The sequence below is a fragment of the Mycobacterium sp. genome (assembly GCF_008709575.1).
Lineage (GTDB): Bacteria > Actinomycetota > Actinomycetes > Mycobacteriales > Mycobacteriaceae > Mycobacterium.
In genome coordinates this window covers 39,510-55,207 of sequence record NZ_VYIK01000005.1, presented here as the reverse complement: position 1 = coordinate 55,207, position 15,698 = coordinate 39,510, and the positions used below count along the sequence as shown (strand labels likewise).

Sequence of the window (15,698 nt, the reverse complement as noted above, 5' to 3'; positions counted from 1 at the left end):
TCCTTTGCGGACCGCGGCGCGGCCCGTATCGTCGCCGGGCAGGTTTTTCCGGTCGCGACCGGCCGGGTCGGATCCAGCGGTGATACCACGCCATCAGCAAAAAAGCCCTGCATAAGCAGGGCCCTGTGCCGACCGGTCGCAGCCGAAGCCGCCTGCGCGTGCGCAAAACCGGCACCGCACGGTGCCGGTGACCGGACCGTTGAGGCCTGCGGAAAGGTCCCGCGGCCAACGGTGGGAGTGGGACTCCACTTGCTATCCCTGGCTTTCGCCGGGACGGTCGCACCAATGAGTGTAGCAGTGTTGATGCCGCGGCCAATACCCGGCCGATCTTGTCCCCTGCGTGCTCACGGGCAATTCCCCGATTGAGCGAATATCCTCGCCACCTGTGATAGTTACTACCGGCCGGCCGGCGTCCCGGTACTCCTGGCTGCCTGCGGCCGCCGGTTGGACGGTCGGCGTCATCGCGACCCTGTCGCTGGTCGCCAGCGTGTTGCCGCCGGTTCGGTGGGTCATCAAGGTGCCAAGGGAGTTCATCAACGACTACCTGTTCAACTTCCCCGACACCAGCATCGCCTGGTCGTTCGTGCTGGCGTTGCTGGCCGCGGCGCTGACTGCACGCAAACGCATCGCCTGGTGGCTGTTGACCGGCAACTTGCTCATTGCCGCGGTGCTGAATATCGAAGATCTGGTCGCCAGCGATCGCACCTCGATGGACGTCGTCGGCGGAGTCCTGGGGCTGGCGCTGCACACGGCCGCCATCGCGCTGCTGGTCGTGGGCTACCCGCAATTTTGGGCCAAGGTCCGCCGCGGCGCACCCTACAAGGCAGCGGCGGTCCTCATCGCCGGGTGGGTAGTCGGAATCCTGCTGTCCTGGGGGTTGGTCGAGCTGTTCCCGGGGTCGCTGGAACGGCCGGACCGGCTGCCCTACGTGGCAAACCGGGTGGTGGGCTTCGCCGTCTTCGGCCAAAACTTTTTCGCGGGCCGACCCGAGTTCGTCCTCAACGCGGTCTTCGGGCTCTTCGGTGCGCTCGCGCTGACTGCCGCAGCCATCGTACTGTTTCAATCTCAGCGCGCTGAGAACGCGCTGACCGGAGAGGATGAATCGGCCATCCGTGGCTTGCTCGAGCTGTTCGGGAAAAACGACTCGTTGGGCTACTTCGCCACCCGCCGCGACAAATCGGTGATTTTCGCGCCCAGCGGCCGCGCCGCGATCACCTACCGCGTCGAGGTCGGGGTCTGCCTGGCCAGCGGCGACCCGGTCGGCGACCCGAGAGCGTGGCCGGCGGCCATCGACGCGTGGCTGCGGCTGTGCCAGACCTACGGCTGGGCGCCGGGGGTGATGGGCGCCAGCGCGCAAGCGGCCAAAGCATTTCGGGACGCCGGCTTGAACGCTTTGGAGCTGGGCGACGAGGCCATCCTGCACACCGCTGAATTCAAACTCTCGGGCCCCGACATGCGGGCAGTACGTCAGGCGGTCACCCGGGCCCGCCGCGCCGGGCTGACGATACGTATCCGTCGTCACGGCGAAATTGCTGCCGAGGAGATGGAACAACTGATCACGCTTGCCGATGCCTGGCGAGACACCCAAACCGAGCGGGGCTTCTCGATGGCGCTGGGGCGACTCGGTGACCCGGCTGACGCCGACTGCCTGCTGGTCGAGGCCATAGGTCGGGACAATCAGGTGGCGGCGATGCTGTCCCTGGTGCCCTGGGGTCCTAACGGGGTCTCGCTGGATCTGATGCGCCGATCCCCCGACTCACCCAACGGCACCATCGAGCTCATGGTCAGCGAGCTCGCTTTACAAGCGGAAAAGCTTGGGCTGAGCCGTATTTCACTGAACTTTGCCATGTTCCGCTCTGCGTTCGAGCAGGGCGCCCAGCTCGGCGCCGGACCGATCGCCCGGCTGTGGCGCGGGTTGCTGGTGTTCTTCTCGCGCTGGTGGCAACTGGAGACGCTGTACCGCTCGAACATGAAATACCAGCCCGAATGGCTGCCCCGCTACGCCTGCTACGAGGACGCCCGGCTGATTCCACGGGTAGGGGTCGCGTCGGTGATCGCAGAAGGTTTCCTGGTACTGCCGTTCAGCCGCCGCAACAGACACCACACCGGCCATCACTCGGCCGTGCCGCAAGTGCTGATGAACACCGGACTTTTGCACCCCGACGGCACAGCGCCGGACATCTCCGGACTGGAGCAGGCCCGGCTTTCCGAGGGCGACGTCCCCCGTCGGCTTCCCCAACAAATGCGCGTCCGACTCCACAAGCTGCAGACTCTGCAAAACCACGGTGTTGACGCCTATCCGGTAGGAGTCCCGCCCAGTCACACGATCGCGCAGGCGCTGACGGCCAACGACCAGGTGACTCTGTCGGTGTCCGGCCGCGTGCTGCGCATCCGCGACTTCGGCGGTGTGCTGTTTGCTCAGCTGCGCGATTGGTCCGGGGAACTGCAGGTGTTGCTGGACAATGCGGTGCTCGAACACAGCCGTGCCGCAGATTTCAGGCGCGCCATCGATTTGGGTGACCTGATCGAGGTGACCGGTCAGATGGGATTCAGCAAGCGGGGCACCCGATCGCTGATCGTGCACGGCTGGCGGCTCATTGGTAAGTGTCTGCGGCCCTTGCCCGACAAGTGGAAGGGTTTGGCCGATCCTGAGGCCCGGGTGCGCAGTCGTTACGTCGACCTGGCGATCAACGCCGATTCCCGGCAGCTGATCGTCGCCCGCAGCAGCGTGCTGCGCTCGATTCGCGAGACGCTGACCGCCAAGGGTTTCCTCGAAGTCGAGACGCCGATCCTGCAGCAAGTCCACGGCGGTGCCACGGCACGCCCGTTCGTCACCCACATCAACGCCTACGACCTGGACCTGTACCTGCGGATCGCGCCGGAGCTGTACCTCAAACGACTGTGCGTCGGCGGGGTGGAGCGGATATTCGAGCTGGGCCGCGCGTTTCGCAACGAGGGCGTCGACTTCAGCCACAATCCGGAATTCACTCTGCTGGAGGCCTATCAGGCGCACGCCGACTACCTGAGTTGGATCGACGGTTGCCGGGAACTGATTCAGAATGCCGCGCGAGCGGCCAACGGCGCGGCCGTGGTGATGCGTCCCCGAACGTCGAACGGCCTAACCGACACTGACGCCAACCTGGAACCGGTCGACATCTCGGGGCGCTGGCCGGTGAAAACTGTCCACGACGCGGTCTCCGAGGCGCTCGGCGAGCACGTCGACCCCGGAACGGGCCTGGCCACCTTGCGCAAACTGTGCGACGCCGCGCGAATCCCGTACCCGACCCGGTGGGATACCGGCGCGCTGGTGCTGGAGCTCTACGAGCATCTGGTCGAGGCACGCACCGAACAGCCCACCTTCTACATCGACTTCCCGACATCGGTGTCGCCGCTGACCCGGCCGCACCGCAGTAAGCGCGGCGTGGCCGAACGGTGGGACCTGGTGGCCTGGGGTATCGAGTTGGGCACCGCCTACAGCGAGCTGACCGATCCGGTCGAGCAGCGGCGCCGGCTGCAGGAGCAATCGCTGCTGGCCGCCGGCGGGGACCCGGAGGCCATGGAACTCGACGAGGACTTTCTGCAGGCCATGGACTACGCGATGCCGCCCACCGGCGGTCTCGGGATGGGCGTCGACCGGGTGATCATGCTCATCACCGGTCGCAGCATCCGCGAGACGCTGCCCTTCCCGCTGGCCAAACCGCGATAACCGATCGTCGCCCGGGCCGGCAGGTCAGCACACGTCGCCCGCGGCAGTATCCCCCGCCGTCAGGCGCTGACCCGGCGCCGCGGTCCCGGCGGGACGCTGACCGGCATCCCCAGCGCTTCGGCAAGAAATTTGCCGGTGTAACTTTCCGGCACCGCAGCGATATCCTCCGGCGTGCCGACTGCCACCACGGTTCCGCCCTCGGCGCCCCCCTCGGGTCCCATGTCGATGATCCAGTCCGACGTCTTGATCACGTCCAGGTTGTGTTCGATGACGATCACCGTATTACCTTTGTCGACAAGGCCGTTGATCACATCGAGCAGCCTGCGGATATCGTCGAAATGCAAACCGGTGGTGGGTTCGTCGAGGATGTAGACCGTCCGACCGGTGGAGCGCTTCTGCAATTCCGAGGCCAACTTCACCCGCTGTGCCTCGCCGCCGGACAACGTCGGGGCGGGCTGACCCAGCCGGACATAGCCTAAGCCGACATCGACCAGAGTGCGCAGGTAGCGATGAATCCCGGTGATCGGCGCGAAGAACTCCGCGGCCTCCTCGATCGACATGTCCAGCACTGCGGCGATGGTCTTGCCCTTGTAATGCACTTCGAGGGTTTCCCGGTTGTAGCGGGCGCCGTGGCAGACTTCGCAGGGCACGTAGACGTCGGGCAGGAAGTTCATCTCGATCTTGATGGTTCCGTCACCCGAACACGCCTCGCAGCGACCGCCTTTGACGTTGAACGAAAACCGGCCCGGCCGATAACCGCGGACCTTGGCCTCGGTGGTGGCGGCGAACAGCGTCCGGATCTTGTCGAACACCCCGGTGTAGGTGGCGGGGTTGGATCGCGGGGTGCGTCCGATCGGTGACTGGTCAACCCGCACCAGCTTGTCGACGTGATCGAGACCGGTCACCCGGGTGTGTCGGCCCGGGACGTTGCGGGCGCCGTTGAGTTTGTTGGCCAGCACCGCCGCCAAGATGTCGTTGACCAGCGTCGACTTTCCGGATCCGGACACCCCGGTCACCGCGGTGAGCACGCCGAGCGGGAAGGACACGTCGATATCGCGCAGATTGTGCTCGCGCGCGCCGACGACCGTCAGCTGCCGCCGCGTGTCGACCGGGCGCCGGATCGCCGGTACCTGGATGCTTTGCGCACCCGACAGGTAGGCGCCGGTGATCGAGTTCTTGTTGCGCAGCAGCTCCTCGTAGGTTCCGCTGTGCACGATCCGCCCGCCGTGTTCGCCGGCGGCCGGGCCGATGTCGACGATCCAGTCGGCATGCGCGATGGTGTCCTGGTCGTGTTCTACCACGATCAGAGTGTTTCCCAAATCCCTTAACCGCGTGAGGGTTTCGATGAGTCGGCGGTTGTCACGCTGATGCAGTCCGATGGACGGCTCGTCGAGCACGTACAGCACACCGACCAGCCCCGAGCCGATCTGGGTAGCCAGCCGGATACGTTGCGCCTCACCGCCGGACAGTGTGGCGGCGGCCCGTGACAGCGAGAGGTACTCCAGCCCGACGTCGAGCAGAAACCCCAACCGCGACTGGATCTCTTTGAGCACCTGCCCGGCGATAGCCTGCTCTCGCGGCCCGAGGGTCAGTGAGCTCAGGAAATCCGCGCATTCGGAGATCGACAGCTCGCACACCTCGGCGATCGATTTCTGGCCACGCTCTCCTGCCGCCAGCGTCACAGCCAGGATTTCCGGCCGCAACCGCGTGCCCCCGCACTCCGGGCACGGCACGTCCCGCATGAAGCCCTCGTAGCGCTCCTTCATCATCTCGGACTCGGTCTGGGCCATTTTGCGCTGCAGGAACGCCATCACGCCTTCGAAGTCGGCGTAGTAGGAGCGGGTGCGCCCGTAGCGGTTGCGGTAGCGCACGTGCACCTGCTCGTCGCACCCTTCCAGGATCGCCTTGCGGGCCTTGGCCGGCAGCTTGCGCCACGGGGTGTCGACATCGAAGCCCATCGTCTCGCCGAGGCCGGCCATCATCCGGGTGAAATATTCGGCGGCGTGACCCATCGACCAAGGGGCCACCGCGCCTTCGGCCAGGGTGAGCTCGGGATCGGGCACCACCAGGTCGGGGTCGACCTCTTTGCGGATGCCGAGCCCGCTGCATTCGGGGCAGGCGCCATAGGGCGAGTTGAACGAAAACGACCGCGGCTCCAGATCGTCGACAGCCAGCGAGTGACCGTTGGGACAGGCGAGCTTCTCGGAGAACCGCTGTTCGCGGGGACGGTCGTGCTCGTGGACCCGATCGTCGGGAAACTCCAGCACGACGATGCCGTCGGCCAGGGCCAACGCGGTCTCCACCGAATCGGTGAGCCGCTGTTTGGCGCTGGCCTTCACGGTGAGCCGGTCTACCACGACCTCGATGTCGTGCTTCTCCTGTTTTTTCAGTTTCGGCGGGTCGGTCAACGGGGCCACGACACCGTCGACCCGGACCCGGCTGTAGCCCTGGCTGTTGAGCTTCTCGAACAGGTCGGCGAACTCGCCCTTGCGGGTGCGCACCACCGGGGCCAGCACCTGAAACCGGGTACCCTCCGGCATCGCCAACACCTGGTCGACGATTTGCTGCGGGGTTTGACGGGCGATCCGCTCACCACAGACCGGGCAATGCGGAGTGCCGGCCCTGGCGTAGAGCAACCGCAGATAGTCGTACACCTCGGTGATGGTGCCGACCGTCGAGCGCGGATTGCGGTTGGTCGACTTCTGGTCGATGGACACCGCCGGGGAGAGACCTTCGATGAAATCGACGTCGGGCTTGTCCATCTGGCCCAGGAACTGGCGGGCGTAAGCCGACAGCGACTCCACGTAGCGGCGTTGTCCCTCGGCGAAGATGGTGTCGAATGCCAGCGACGACTTGCCCGAGCCGGACAAGCCGGTGAAGACGATCAACGCATCGCGCGGCAAATCAAGGTCGACGCTGCGCAAATTGTGCTCGCGCGCGCCCCGGACGATCAACCGGTCAGCCACAGTCTTCCCTTCAGCCGACGCAACACTCACCCATGCTAAGTGTCCGAGCAGTAACCTGGTGCTGATGACAACCCGCGTCGACGACAACTACACCGGGCACGTCGAACCCGGCACTGCCGCGCGCCGCACGCTGCCGGGGGCCACCATCATCAAGGCGTCGGTGGGCCCGATGGACAACAACACCTACCTGGTGACGTGTTCGGCGACCGGGGAAACTCTGCTGATCGACGCCGCCAACGACGCCGAGTTCCTCCTCGACCTGGTGCGACGCTACGCTCCGAAGGTCTCGCTGATCGTCACCAGCCACCAGCACTTCGACCACTGGCAGGCGCTGGAAGCCCTGGCCCGGGCCACCGGCGCCCCGACCGCCGCGAACCCGATCGACGCCGGCTCGCTGCCAGTCCGGCCGGACCGTTTGCTCGCCGGTGGTGACACCGTGCAGATCGGCGAGCTCACCTTCGACGTCATCCACCTGCGCGGCCACACGCCGGGCTCGATCGCGCTGGCACTCGACGGACCGGCCACCGGCGGGATCACCCAACTGTTCACCGGGGACTGCCTGTTCCCCGGCGGTGTCGGTAAGACCTGGACGGCCGACGACTTCACGCAACTGCTCGAGGACGTCACCACACGGGTGTTCGATGTCTACCCCGATACCACTGTGGTCTATCCCGGGCACGGCGACGACACCACGTTGGGCGCAGAGCGGCCCAGTCTCGGTGCATGGCGCGAACGCGGCTGGTAACTCGAACCGCGAGGGTGCAAGAAATAGTTCGGCAGCTGCACTCTCGCGGCGAATGGCCGGCTAGGACGTGGTGTGCACGATCAGCACGTCGGTCTTGGCTCGGCGCGACACATTGGCCGGAACCGACCCCAACAACCGACCTGCGATGGTGCTCAAGCCCACGTTCCCGACGACGAGCAGGTCCGCATCGACCTCCTCGGCGAGCCCGACCAGGGCGTCGACCGGGGCGCCGACGACCGACCGTTCTTCGACATTCTTGGCTCCGGCGGCCTTCGCCCGTTCGGCTGCCTCGCGCAAAATGGCGTAGATGGGCGCGCTGCCCGACACCTTGTAGCTTTCGTCCTTCAGGACGTCAGCGGCCCGCGGGTCCTCATGCTGGGGAAGGTAGGCCGTGGCGATGATCAGCTTTGCGTCCGAGCCGGCGATGGTGCCGGCCCGGTCCACTGCCCGCAGCGACGAATCCGAGCCGTCGGTTCCTACCACCACGGTCCGATAGGCGCTCATTTACCCTCCCAGTGTCGGTTGCTACGCCAAACCAAGACACTAACGCTTCGCCGGATGCACGAGGTCCGTTCCGCGCCGAACATCCGATATCGGCGTGACGGACGCCCGGCGATCGATGATCGGGTCCCGGGTAGGGGCCTTACAGTGACAACCATCATGGCCGTCTCGATCGCCGAGGTACCCGCGACCGCAAGTGCGCAAGCCCGCCTGCCCGACCAATCCCGGGGCAGAGTGGTGGATCCGCTCTTAGTGGGTGTGCTGGCCAGCGCCGTCAGCGGCAGTTTCGCCGGCCGGCCGTCGCTGTGGTTCGACGAGGGCGCGACCATTTCTGCCTCGGCCAGCCGCTCATTGCCGCAGCTGTGGCGCCTGCTGGGCCACATCGACGCGGTGCACGGGTTGTATTACCTGCTCATGCACGGCTGGTTCGCCGTGGTCCCGCCGACGGAGTTCTGGTCGCGGGCGCCGAGTGCGCTGGCTGTTGGGGCCGCGGCGGCCGGCGTGGTGATCTTCGCCCGACAGTTCGCGACCCGAACGACCGCGGTGTGCGCGGGCGTTGTCTTCGCGATCCTGCCGCGGGTGACCTGGGCCGGGATCGAAGCCCGCCCCTATGCGCTGGAGGCGGCTGCCGCGGTCTGGCTGACCCTGCTGCTGCTCGCCGCGGTGCGCCACAACCGGTGGGGGCTGTGGCTGCTCTATGCGCTGGCGTTGATGCTGTCCATCCTCCTCAGTGTCAACCTGTCGCTGCTGGTGCCGGTGTACGCGGCGACGCTGGCGGTGCTGCGCCGCGGCACGTTCGTCGTCAGGCGGTGGACAGTCGCCTCGGCGGCCGCGCTGGGCATCATGACACCGTTCATGGTCTTGGCCCATCGCCAGGTCTGGCAGGTCAAGTGGATCTCAACGCTCCGGCGCAGCCTCTTCCTCGACGTCGTGCACCGCCAGTATTTCGATCACAGCGTTCCGTTCGCGATTCTCACCGGCGTCCTGGTGGTGGCCGCGATCGTGGTCCGGCTCACCCGTCGACAGGTCCTGCCGGCGGATACCCGCCGCCTGCTGGCCATCTGCGCTGCCTGGATCGTCATTCCCACCGGTGTCGTCCTCGGCTATTCGGCCATCGGCGAGCCGATGTACTACCCGCGTTACCTGATCCTGACGGCGCCCGCGGCGGCCGTCGTCGTGGCAGTCTGCATCGTCACGATCGCCCGCAAGCCGTGGCCGGTCGCCGCTGTGGTGGTCGTGCTCGCGGCCGCGGCATTCCCGAATTACCTGTTCACCCAGCGCGGTCCGTACGCGAAAGAAGGCTGGGACTACAGCCAGGTAGCCGATGTGATCAGCGCTCACGCCCAACCCGGCGACTGCTTGCTCGTCGATAACACCGTGGGCTGGTTGCCCGGGCCGATCCGGGCGCTGGTGGCGACCCGGCCGGCGGCCTTCGCGCCGCTGGCCGACATCGAACGCGGCGACCGCGGACCCGAGCACGGCCACCTCTGGGACGGGCATGTCGCGATATGGCTGGTGCTGCCCCGGCTCGACAAGTGCACCACGGTGTGGGCCATCTCCAGTCGCGACACCACGCTGCCCGACCGCCAAAGCGGCCGGTCCCTGCCGCCGGGTCCGCTGTTGAGTCGTGCGCCGGCGTACCAATTCGCCGGCGAACTCGGATTCCATATCGTCCGGCGCTGGCAGTTCCACCGCGCCCAGGTCGTCGAGTTGACCCGCTGAGGGCGTCCGCGCCTAGCGGTGCTGGCCGTAGCGCGGGCCGAACACCGCGGCGGGGAACAGCCCGGTAGCTTGCACGGCCGTGCGGATCACCGTGGCCAGCCGGTGCAGCTCATCGGCCTGATCGGCGGACAGCGCCCGCCACGGCGCATAGCCCAGCTCGTCGGTGAGGTCCTCGAGCCGGGACCGCAGCTCGGCGCCGGCGCGGGTCAGCTCGCCGGACGGGTGCAGAATGTCGCGCGCCACCAAGTCCTCGGTGGCGGCGTTCCATTCGTCGTTGCTCCATCCGCGCGAGCGGCGGGCCCACTCGGGGTTGAAGCCGATGCCGGTTGCCGTGTGGGTGATCAGGGCATCCAGCCCGCTGAGCCCGTTGGTCACCAACGCGGCGATGTGCCCGTCGCCGCGGTATTCCCGCAACAACGTTATGGCATGCCACAACTGGACAATCGGGGTATCCGGCCAGGATAGTTCGGCGTGGCCGGCGTATAACGGCCGGCCGTCGGCGTTGGGGATCGACTCTGCGACCCGGCGCAGCAGCGACGCCGCGCGGGCCAGCTCCGCGGAGCCGCTGAGCTCGTCACCCAGTACGCGCGGCAGCGCCGTCGCGACGATCTCGTAACGCACCCGCGTCACCGTCGCCGGCGACGCCGTGTCCCAGGCAGCAGGAATCACGCTCGCCACCAATTTCGGGTTGAAGTTGTAGAAGGTCGCCGCAACGACATTGGCCGACACCGCCCCCATCGGCGCGGACCGGCTGGCGAAATAGTGCGCGATGAAATCCAGGCCCAACTCGCCGAACTTCGCGTTGGCGTCGGGCACGAAGTACACGACGGCGTGCAGCGCGTCCAGGGAGCGGGTCAGCTGACCTGCAGTAAAGGCGTCCACGCCAGGGACACTAGCGGGCGCCGTTACGGCCCGGGCCGGCGCGGTAGGCAACCGGCGCGCGGGCCGACGATCGCGGTGCCGCTCATTTCAGGCCGGCGGCATCCATGCCGCGCAATTCCTTTTTCAGGTCGGCGATCTCGTCGCGGAATCGGGCGGCCAGCTCGAACTGCAGATCCCGCGCGGCGGCCATCATCTGCTCGGTCAGGTCTTTGATCAGATCAGCCAGCTCGGCGCGCGGCATGTGGGCGGTGTCCCGGCCTTCGACGAGGCCGGCGACCGCCCGGCCGGGCTCACCCTGGGCGCGACGGCCGCGCGACGCGTTGCGTCCCGAACCGCCGACCAGGACGGACTCGGAGGCCGCGGTGTCGGCGGCTTCCCGATAGACCTGGTCGAGGATGTCGCCGATCTTCTTGCGCAGCGGCTGCGGGTCGATGCCGTGGGCCTGGTTATAGGCGATCTGCTTGGCGCGGCGCCGCTCGGTTTCGTCGATGGCCGCCTTCATCGACTCGGTGATGGCATCGGCGTACATGTGCACCTCGCCGGAGACGTTGCGGGCGGCGCGGCCGATGGTCTGGATCAAGCTGCGGGACGAGCGCAGGAACCCTTCCTTGTCGGCGTCCAGGATCGCCACCAGCGACACCTCGGGCAGGTCGAGGCCTTCCCGCAGCAGGTTGATACCGACCAGCACGTCGTAGTCACCGAGCCGCAGTTGGCGCAGCAGTTCGACCCGGCGCAGGGTGTCGACCTCGGAGTGCAGGTAACGCACCCGGATGCCCATCTCCAGCAGGTAGTCGGTGAGGTCTTCGGCCATCTTCTTGGTCAACGTGGTCACCAGCACCCGCTGGTCGGCGGCGGCGCGGGCACGGATCTCGCCGATCAGGTCATCGATCTGGCCCTTGGTGGGCTTGACCACGACCTTCGGGTCGACCAGCCCGGTCGGCCGGATCACCTGCTCGACGAACTCCCCGCCCGTCTGGCTGAGCTCATAGGGGCCGGGGGTGGCCGACAGGTACACCGTCTGACCGATACGGGCGGCGAATTCTTCCCAGGTCAGCGGTCGGTTGTCACACGCCGACGGCAACCGGAACCCGTACTCGACCAGGTTGCGCTTGCGGGAGATGTCGCCCTCGTACATTCCGCCGATCTGCGGCACGGTGACGTGCGACTCGTCGATGACCAGCAGGAAGTCCTCCGGGAAGTAGTCCAGCAGCGTCGCCGGCGGTGACCCGGCCGACCTGCCGTCGATATGCCGGGAGTAGTTCTCGATGCCCGAGCAGAACCCGACCTGGCGCATCATCTCGATGTCGTAGTTGGTCCGCATCCGCAGCCGCTGCGCCTCCAGCAGCTTGCCTTGGCCTTCCAGCTCGGCCAGCCGGTCGGCCAGTTCCTGCTCGATCGTCGAGATCGCGTGGGCCATCCGCTCGGGACCGGCCACGTAGTGGGTGGCCGGAAAGATCCGCAGCGAGTCGACCTCGCGGATCACCTCCCCAGTCAGCGGGTGCAGGTAATACAGCGCCTCGATCTCGTCGCCGAAGAACTCGATCCGCACGGCCAGCTCCTCGTACGAGGGGATGATCTCGACGGTGTCGCCACGCACCCGGAACGAGCCCCGGGTGAACGAGAGATCGTTGCGGGTGTACTGCACATCGACCAGCAACCGCAGCAGCCCGTCCCGGGGCACTTCGGTGCCGACCCGCAGCTGCACCGAGCGGTCCAGGTACGACTGCGGCGTCCCCAGACCGTAGATGCACGACACCGACGCCACGACCACCACATCGCGTCGCGACAACAGCGCCGACGTGGCCGAGTGCCGCAGCCGTTCCACGTCGTCGTTGATCGAGCTGTCTTTTTCGATGTAGGTGTCGGTCTGGGCGATGTAGGCCTCCGGCTGGTAGTAGTCGTAATAGGAGACGAAGTACTCGACCGCGTTGTTGGGCAGCATCTCTCGCAGCTCATTGGCCATCTGCGCGGCCAGCGTCTTGTTGGGCTCCATGACCAGGGTGGGTCGCTGGAGACGTTCGATCAGCCAGGCGGTGGTGGCCGACTTCCCGGTGCCGGTGGCGCCGAGCAGCACGACGTCGCGCTCGCCCGCCTTGATCCGCCGTTCCAACTCGTCGATCGCGGCCGGTTGGTCACCGGCCGGCGCATAGGAGCTGACCACCTCGAAGCGGCCGCCGGTGCGCACGACGTCCTCGACCGCGCGGTACTCCGAGTGAGCGACCACGGAATGCTTGGTAGCAAAAGCCATGCGTCCAGACTAAGCGCGGCACGTTCCCGATCAGAGTTGCCGGCGCATATCCAGCAGATGGTGCTGCGCCTCGTGCAGCGTGTGCACCGCAAGCCACCGCAACGAGCGTTCACAGGTTTGCGGATAGTGGTACACGACCGTGCGAGCCCAGTCCGCGGCGGCCAGCCGGGCCACAACGTTGCCGAACAGCTGGGCCGCGTCCGCGAGCTGGCGGGCCACATCGGCGGGCTCCTGCTCGGCATACCCGTCGTGCCCGACCCGTTCCTCACGCCCCATCGGTGGGCAGTCCGGCCGGTCCGCCCGGCGCGCCGCCAGCACCCGCTCGCGCTGCACCAGCAGGATGTCGCGCAGATGGCAGCCGTACTCCAGCGGCGACCACACCTCCGGGTGCCGCCGGGATCGCAGGTCGACGTCGCGGGAGCGCAAGATTGCCAGGGCCTCGGCGATCGGCTGGCCAAGATTGCGCGCGACCGTCGCAGCCTGACGCAAGTCGTAGACGAAGCCGCATTCCGCGCAGCGGTCTGCCATCACACCATCATCGCGCGACCGTGCGGTCGGCGGGCGGTGCTCCTAGACTGAAGCCATCCACCCACCCAAGCACGAGACGTTCGATCTGGTCGCCGGAACCAACACCGATCCCCAGGGCATCGTGCGGGCCGTCGACGAGTACAGCGTGCGACCGTGGGGTCTTTACATGGCGCGCCCCACGCCGGGCCGGGTCCAATTTCACTACCTGGAGTCGTGGCTGCTGCCGTCGTTGGGCCTGCGGGCCAACATCTTCCACTTCTCCCCCGGCCACCGACGTGACTACGACTATTACCTCGACATCGGCGAATACACTCCGGGCGCCGAGGTATGGCGTTCCGAAGACCACTACCTGGATCTCGAGGTGCGCACCGGCACCGGGGTGAGCCTGGGCGACGTCGGAGAACTACTCGACGCCGTTCGCCATGGTCTGCTAGCACCCGGTGTCGCCGAACAAGCCGTGCGCCGCGCCGTCGACGCGGTCGACGGCCTGGCCCGGCACGGCTATGACTTGCGATGCTGGCTGGCAGCTGCGGGGATGGACCTCACCTGGCGCACGGAATGAGGCCTGCTCAACCCGACGACGCGGCGACATCGACTTCGGCACTGCCCGCCAACGTGGTCACGTCCGCGCGACCCCGCGCCTCCAAGGCGACTGGGCCCGACCTTCCCGGCGTCGCGCGATCGTCGCCAAAGCCGATCGCTGGCAAAAGCGTCGACCGGGTGCAGCGTTGGGCGTAATCTTTGCAGACATGAGCTCCCCCAAGCACAGCTGGCTGACGCTTTTCATCTTGGCGAGCGCCGCAGTCAGCTCCCAGCTAACTCCGCCGGCCGCTCACGCAGAACTGCACAACATCACCTACATCGCCCAGGCCGACGGGGTGGCCCCGGGTGCACAGGTCACCTTTCTCATCCACGACAACGAGACCGGCACCGCCACCCTGGGCGCAATTCCGGGCACACCCTTCGAAGCTCACACTGTGCTGACCGATCCCGACAAGGCCGGCATGCAAGTGTCGATCCCGTGGCCGTATTCGGCGACCGTGCGCTGCGAGATCGACGTCGACGACGCCGTCGCCACCCAGGTCGATCGGTTCGTCAAACCCGGTAGCAACGACCCGGACAGCGGCGTGTTAGCTTGCGGCGCTCCGCTTCCCACCTAGTCGCGTGTTGCGCATCGACTGTGAGTCCTGGGCGACGGAATCAAAGCGCCTACGGCCGCCAGTCAGTGCGGTCAGCCCAGTGCCAGGCGCGCCGGTACGCGTCGTGCAGCCACTGCTCGTCTGCATGTGCGTGCAACGCGGTCTGATACGCGTCGCGCTCAGCCGGATCAGCCGTCAGCCAGTCCGCGACCAGCAGGGCGTATTGCTGATTGGGCCAGCCGTCGACCCGGACGTGCACATAGGTCGGCCGGCCCGGATCGGCGGAGCCGTAAACCCGCTTTCGCCACAAACCGGGATCGCTGCGGTGGTCGAAGCCTGCGCGGGTGCTGCGGGCATCGGCGACTTCGGCGTCCTCGGTGACGTCGGCGATGCGCGGATAACCCGCCGCCAGCAGTCCTGCGTCCAGGTCCTCGGCGACCGCCAGTGAATCCACCGTGACCTGGACGTCGATGACGTCCCTGGCCGCCAGACCGGGCACCGCGGTCGGGCCGACGTGGTCGACTCGCACCGCCCGCGCACCGCACGCAGCCTTGATGCGGGCAACGATGCGCGCCGCCTGAGCGGCCCAGGCAGGGTCGGCCGGGATCACCCGCGATGCTGGTGCGACGACCCGGCGAGTGCGCAGATTGCGCGCGAACGGTTCGATCCGGTTGATCCACACCTGGCGGGCGCACTCGGCCAACGCTTCTGGCGTACCCGAATTGTCCAGCCAGATGTCGGCGGCGGCACGGCGCTGCGCGTCGGTGGCCTGTGCGGCGACGCGGGCCCGGGCGTCGGTTTCGGCCATACCGCGGTGTTCGACCAGCCGCGCGACCCGCACTTCGGCATCGGCGTCGACGACGACCACCAACGGGAAAAACGGCGCCATCGACGACTCCACCAGCAAGGGAATGTCCTCTACCACCACGGCATCCGCGGGCACGTCGGCGAGCAGTTCGGCACGCCGTCGGGCCACCAGCGGGTGAACGATGGCATTCAGAGTGGCGCGGTTGTCATCGCTGCTGAATGCCTTGGCGGCCAACGCTTGCCGATCCAACCAACCGTCCGGGCGCACGATATCGTCGCCGAATGCCCTGACCAGCGCCGCCAATCCTTCAGTACCCGGCTCGACAACCTCGCGGGCGAGCACATCGCTATCCACGACGATCGCCCCGCACTCGGCGAAAGTGGCCGCCACCGAGGACTTACCGGCGCCGATCCCGCCGGTCAGCCCGATCCGCAGCATCGGAAGAATATCGGA

The 15,698-nt window shown here is 67.1% G+C and carries 11 protein-coding genes; 5 read left to right on the top strand and 6 right to left on the bottom strand.

The features are described from left to right. Positions 1–385 precede the first annotated feature (385 nt). On the top strand, positions 386–3,706 hold the full coding sequence (lysX, locus tag F6Q13_RS02135; RefSeq protein WP_293051563.1) for a bifunctional lysylphosphatidylglycerol synthetase/lysine--tRNA ligase LysX: 3,321 nt from the start codon (positions 386–388) through the stop codon (positions 3,704–3,706). A gap of 59 nt (positions 3,707–3,765) precedes the next feature. Here lysX and uvrA read toward each other — a convergent pair whose 3' ends face one another. Further along, the gene (uvrA, locus tag F6Q13_RS02130) at positions 3,766–6,672 is read right to left on the bottom strand and encodes an excinuclease ABC subunit UvrA (RefSeq protein ID WP_293051560.1); all 2,907 of its coding nucleotides are present in this window, start codon (positions 6,670–6,672) and stop codon (positions 3,766–3,768) included. Positions 6,673–6,736: 64 nt separating this feature from the next. Between uvrA and F6Q13_RS02125 the strand changes: the two genes are divergently transcribed. Continuing rightward, positions 6,737–7,417: an MBL fold metallo-hydrolase gene (locus tag F6Q13_RS02125; RefSeq protein ID WP_293051557.1), complete on the top strand. Its 681-nt coding sequence runs from the start codon at positions 6,737–6,739 to the stop codon at positions 7,415–7,417. 60 nt (positions 7,418–7,477) lie between these two features. Here F6Q13_RS02125 and F6Q13_RS02120 read toward each other — a convergent pair whose 3' ends face one another. Beyond that, the gene (locus F6Q13_RS02120) at positions 7,478–7,921 is read right to left on the bottom strand and encodes a universal stress protein (protein WP_293051554.1); all 444 of its coding nucleotides are present in this window, start codon (positions 7,919–7,921) and stop codon (positions 7,478–7,480) included. A gap of 156 nt (positions 7,922–8,077) precedes the next feature. Between F6Q13_RS02120 and F6Q13_RS02115 the strand changes: the two genes are divergently transcribed. Beyond that, complete coding sequence (locus tag F6Q13_RS02115; RefSeq protein ID WP_293051551.1) at positions 8,078–9,640, top strand: hypothetical protein; 1,563 nt, start codon at positions 8,078–8,080, stop codon at positions 9,638–9,640. 12 nt (positions 9,641–9,652) lie between these two features. On the opposite strand, the gene F6Q13_RS02110 is transcribed toward F6Q13_RS02115, so the two are convergent. The 3 genes from F6Q13_RS02110 to F6Q13_RS02100 form a co-directional block, all read right to left on the bottom strand. After that, on the bottom strand, positions 9,653–10,522 hold the full coding sequence (locus F6Q13_RS02110; protein ID WP_293051548.1) for a hypothetical protein: 870 nt from the start codon (positions 10,520–10,522) through the stop codon (positions 9,653–9,655). An 82-nt stretch (positions 10,523–10,604) separates the two neighbouring features. Further along, positions 10,605–12,770 carry an excinuclease ABC subunit UvrB gene (gene uvrB / locus F6Q13_RS02105; protein ID WP_293051545.1) on the bottom strand — a complete coding sequence of 722 codons (2,166 nt, stop codon included), beginning with the start codon at positions 12,768–12,770 and terminating at the stop codon, positions 10,605–10,607. A 30-nt stretch (positions 12,771–12,800) separates the two neighbouring features. Next, positions 12,801–13,298 (bottom strand): DinB family protein, encoded by a 498-nt coding sequence (locus tag F6Q13_RS02100; protein WP_293051542.1) that lies wholly within the window; start codon positions 13,296–13,298, stop codon positions 12,801–12,803. A 121-nt stretch (positions 13,299–13,419) separates the two neighbouring features. On the opposite strand from F6Q13_RS02100, the gene F6Q13_RS02095 reads away from it, so the two are divergent. Both F6Q13_RS02095 and F6Q13_RS02090 read left to right on the top strand, forming a co-directional pair. Then, on the top strand, positions 13,420–13,860 hold the full coding sequence (locus F6Q13_RS02095) for a DUF402 domain-containing protein (protein WP_293051539.1): 441 nt from the start codon (positions 13,420–13,422) through the stop codon (positions 13,858–13,860). 187 nt (positions 13,861–14,047) lie between these two features. After that, entirely contained in the window at positions 14,048–14,458 is a 411-nt protein-coding gene (locus F6Q13_RS02090; protein ID WP_293051536.1) for a hypothetical protein, read from the top strand. A 49-nt stretch (positions 14,459–14,507) separates the two neighbouring features. On the opposite strand, the gene coaE is transcribed toward F6Q13_RS02090, so the two are convergent. Continuing rightward, complete coding sequence (coaE, locus tag F6Q13_RS02085) at positions 14,508–15,683, bottom strand: dephospho-CoA kinase (RefSeq protein WP_293051534.1); 1,176 nt, start codon at positions 15,681–15,683, stop codon at positions 14,508–14,510. Positions 15,684–15,698 lie beyond the last annotated feature (15 nt).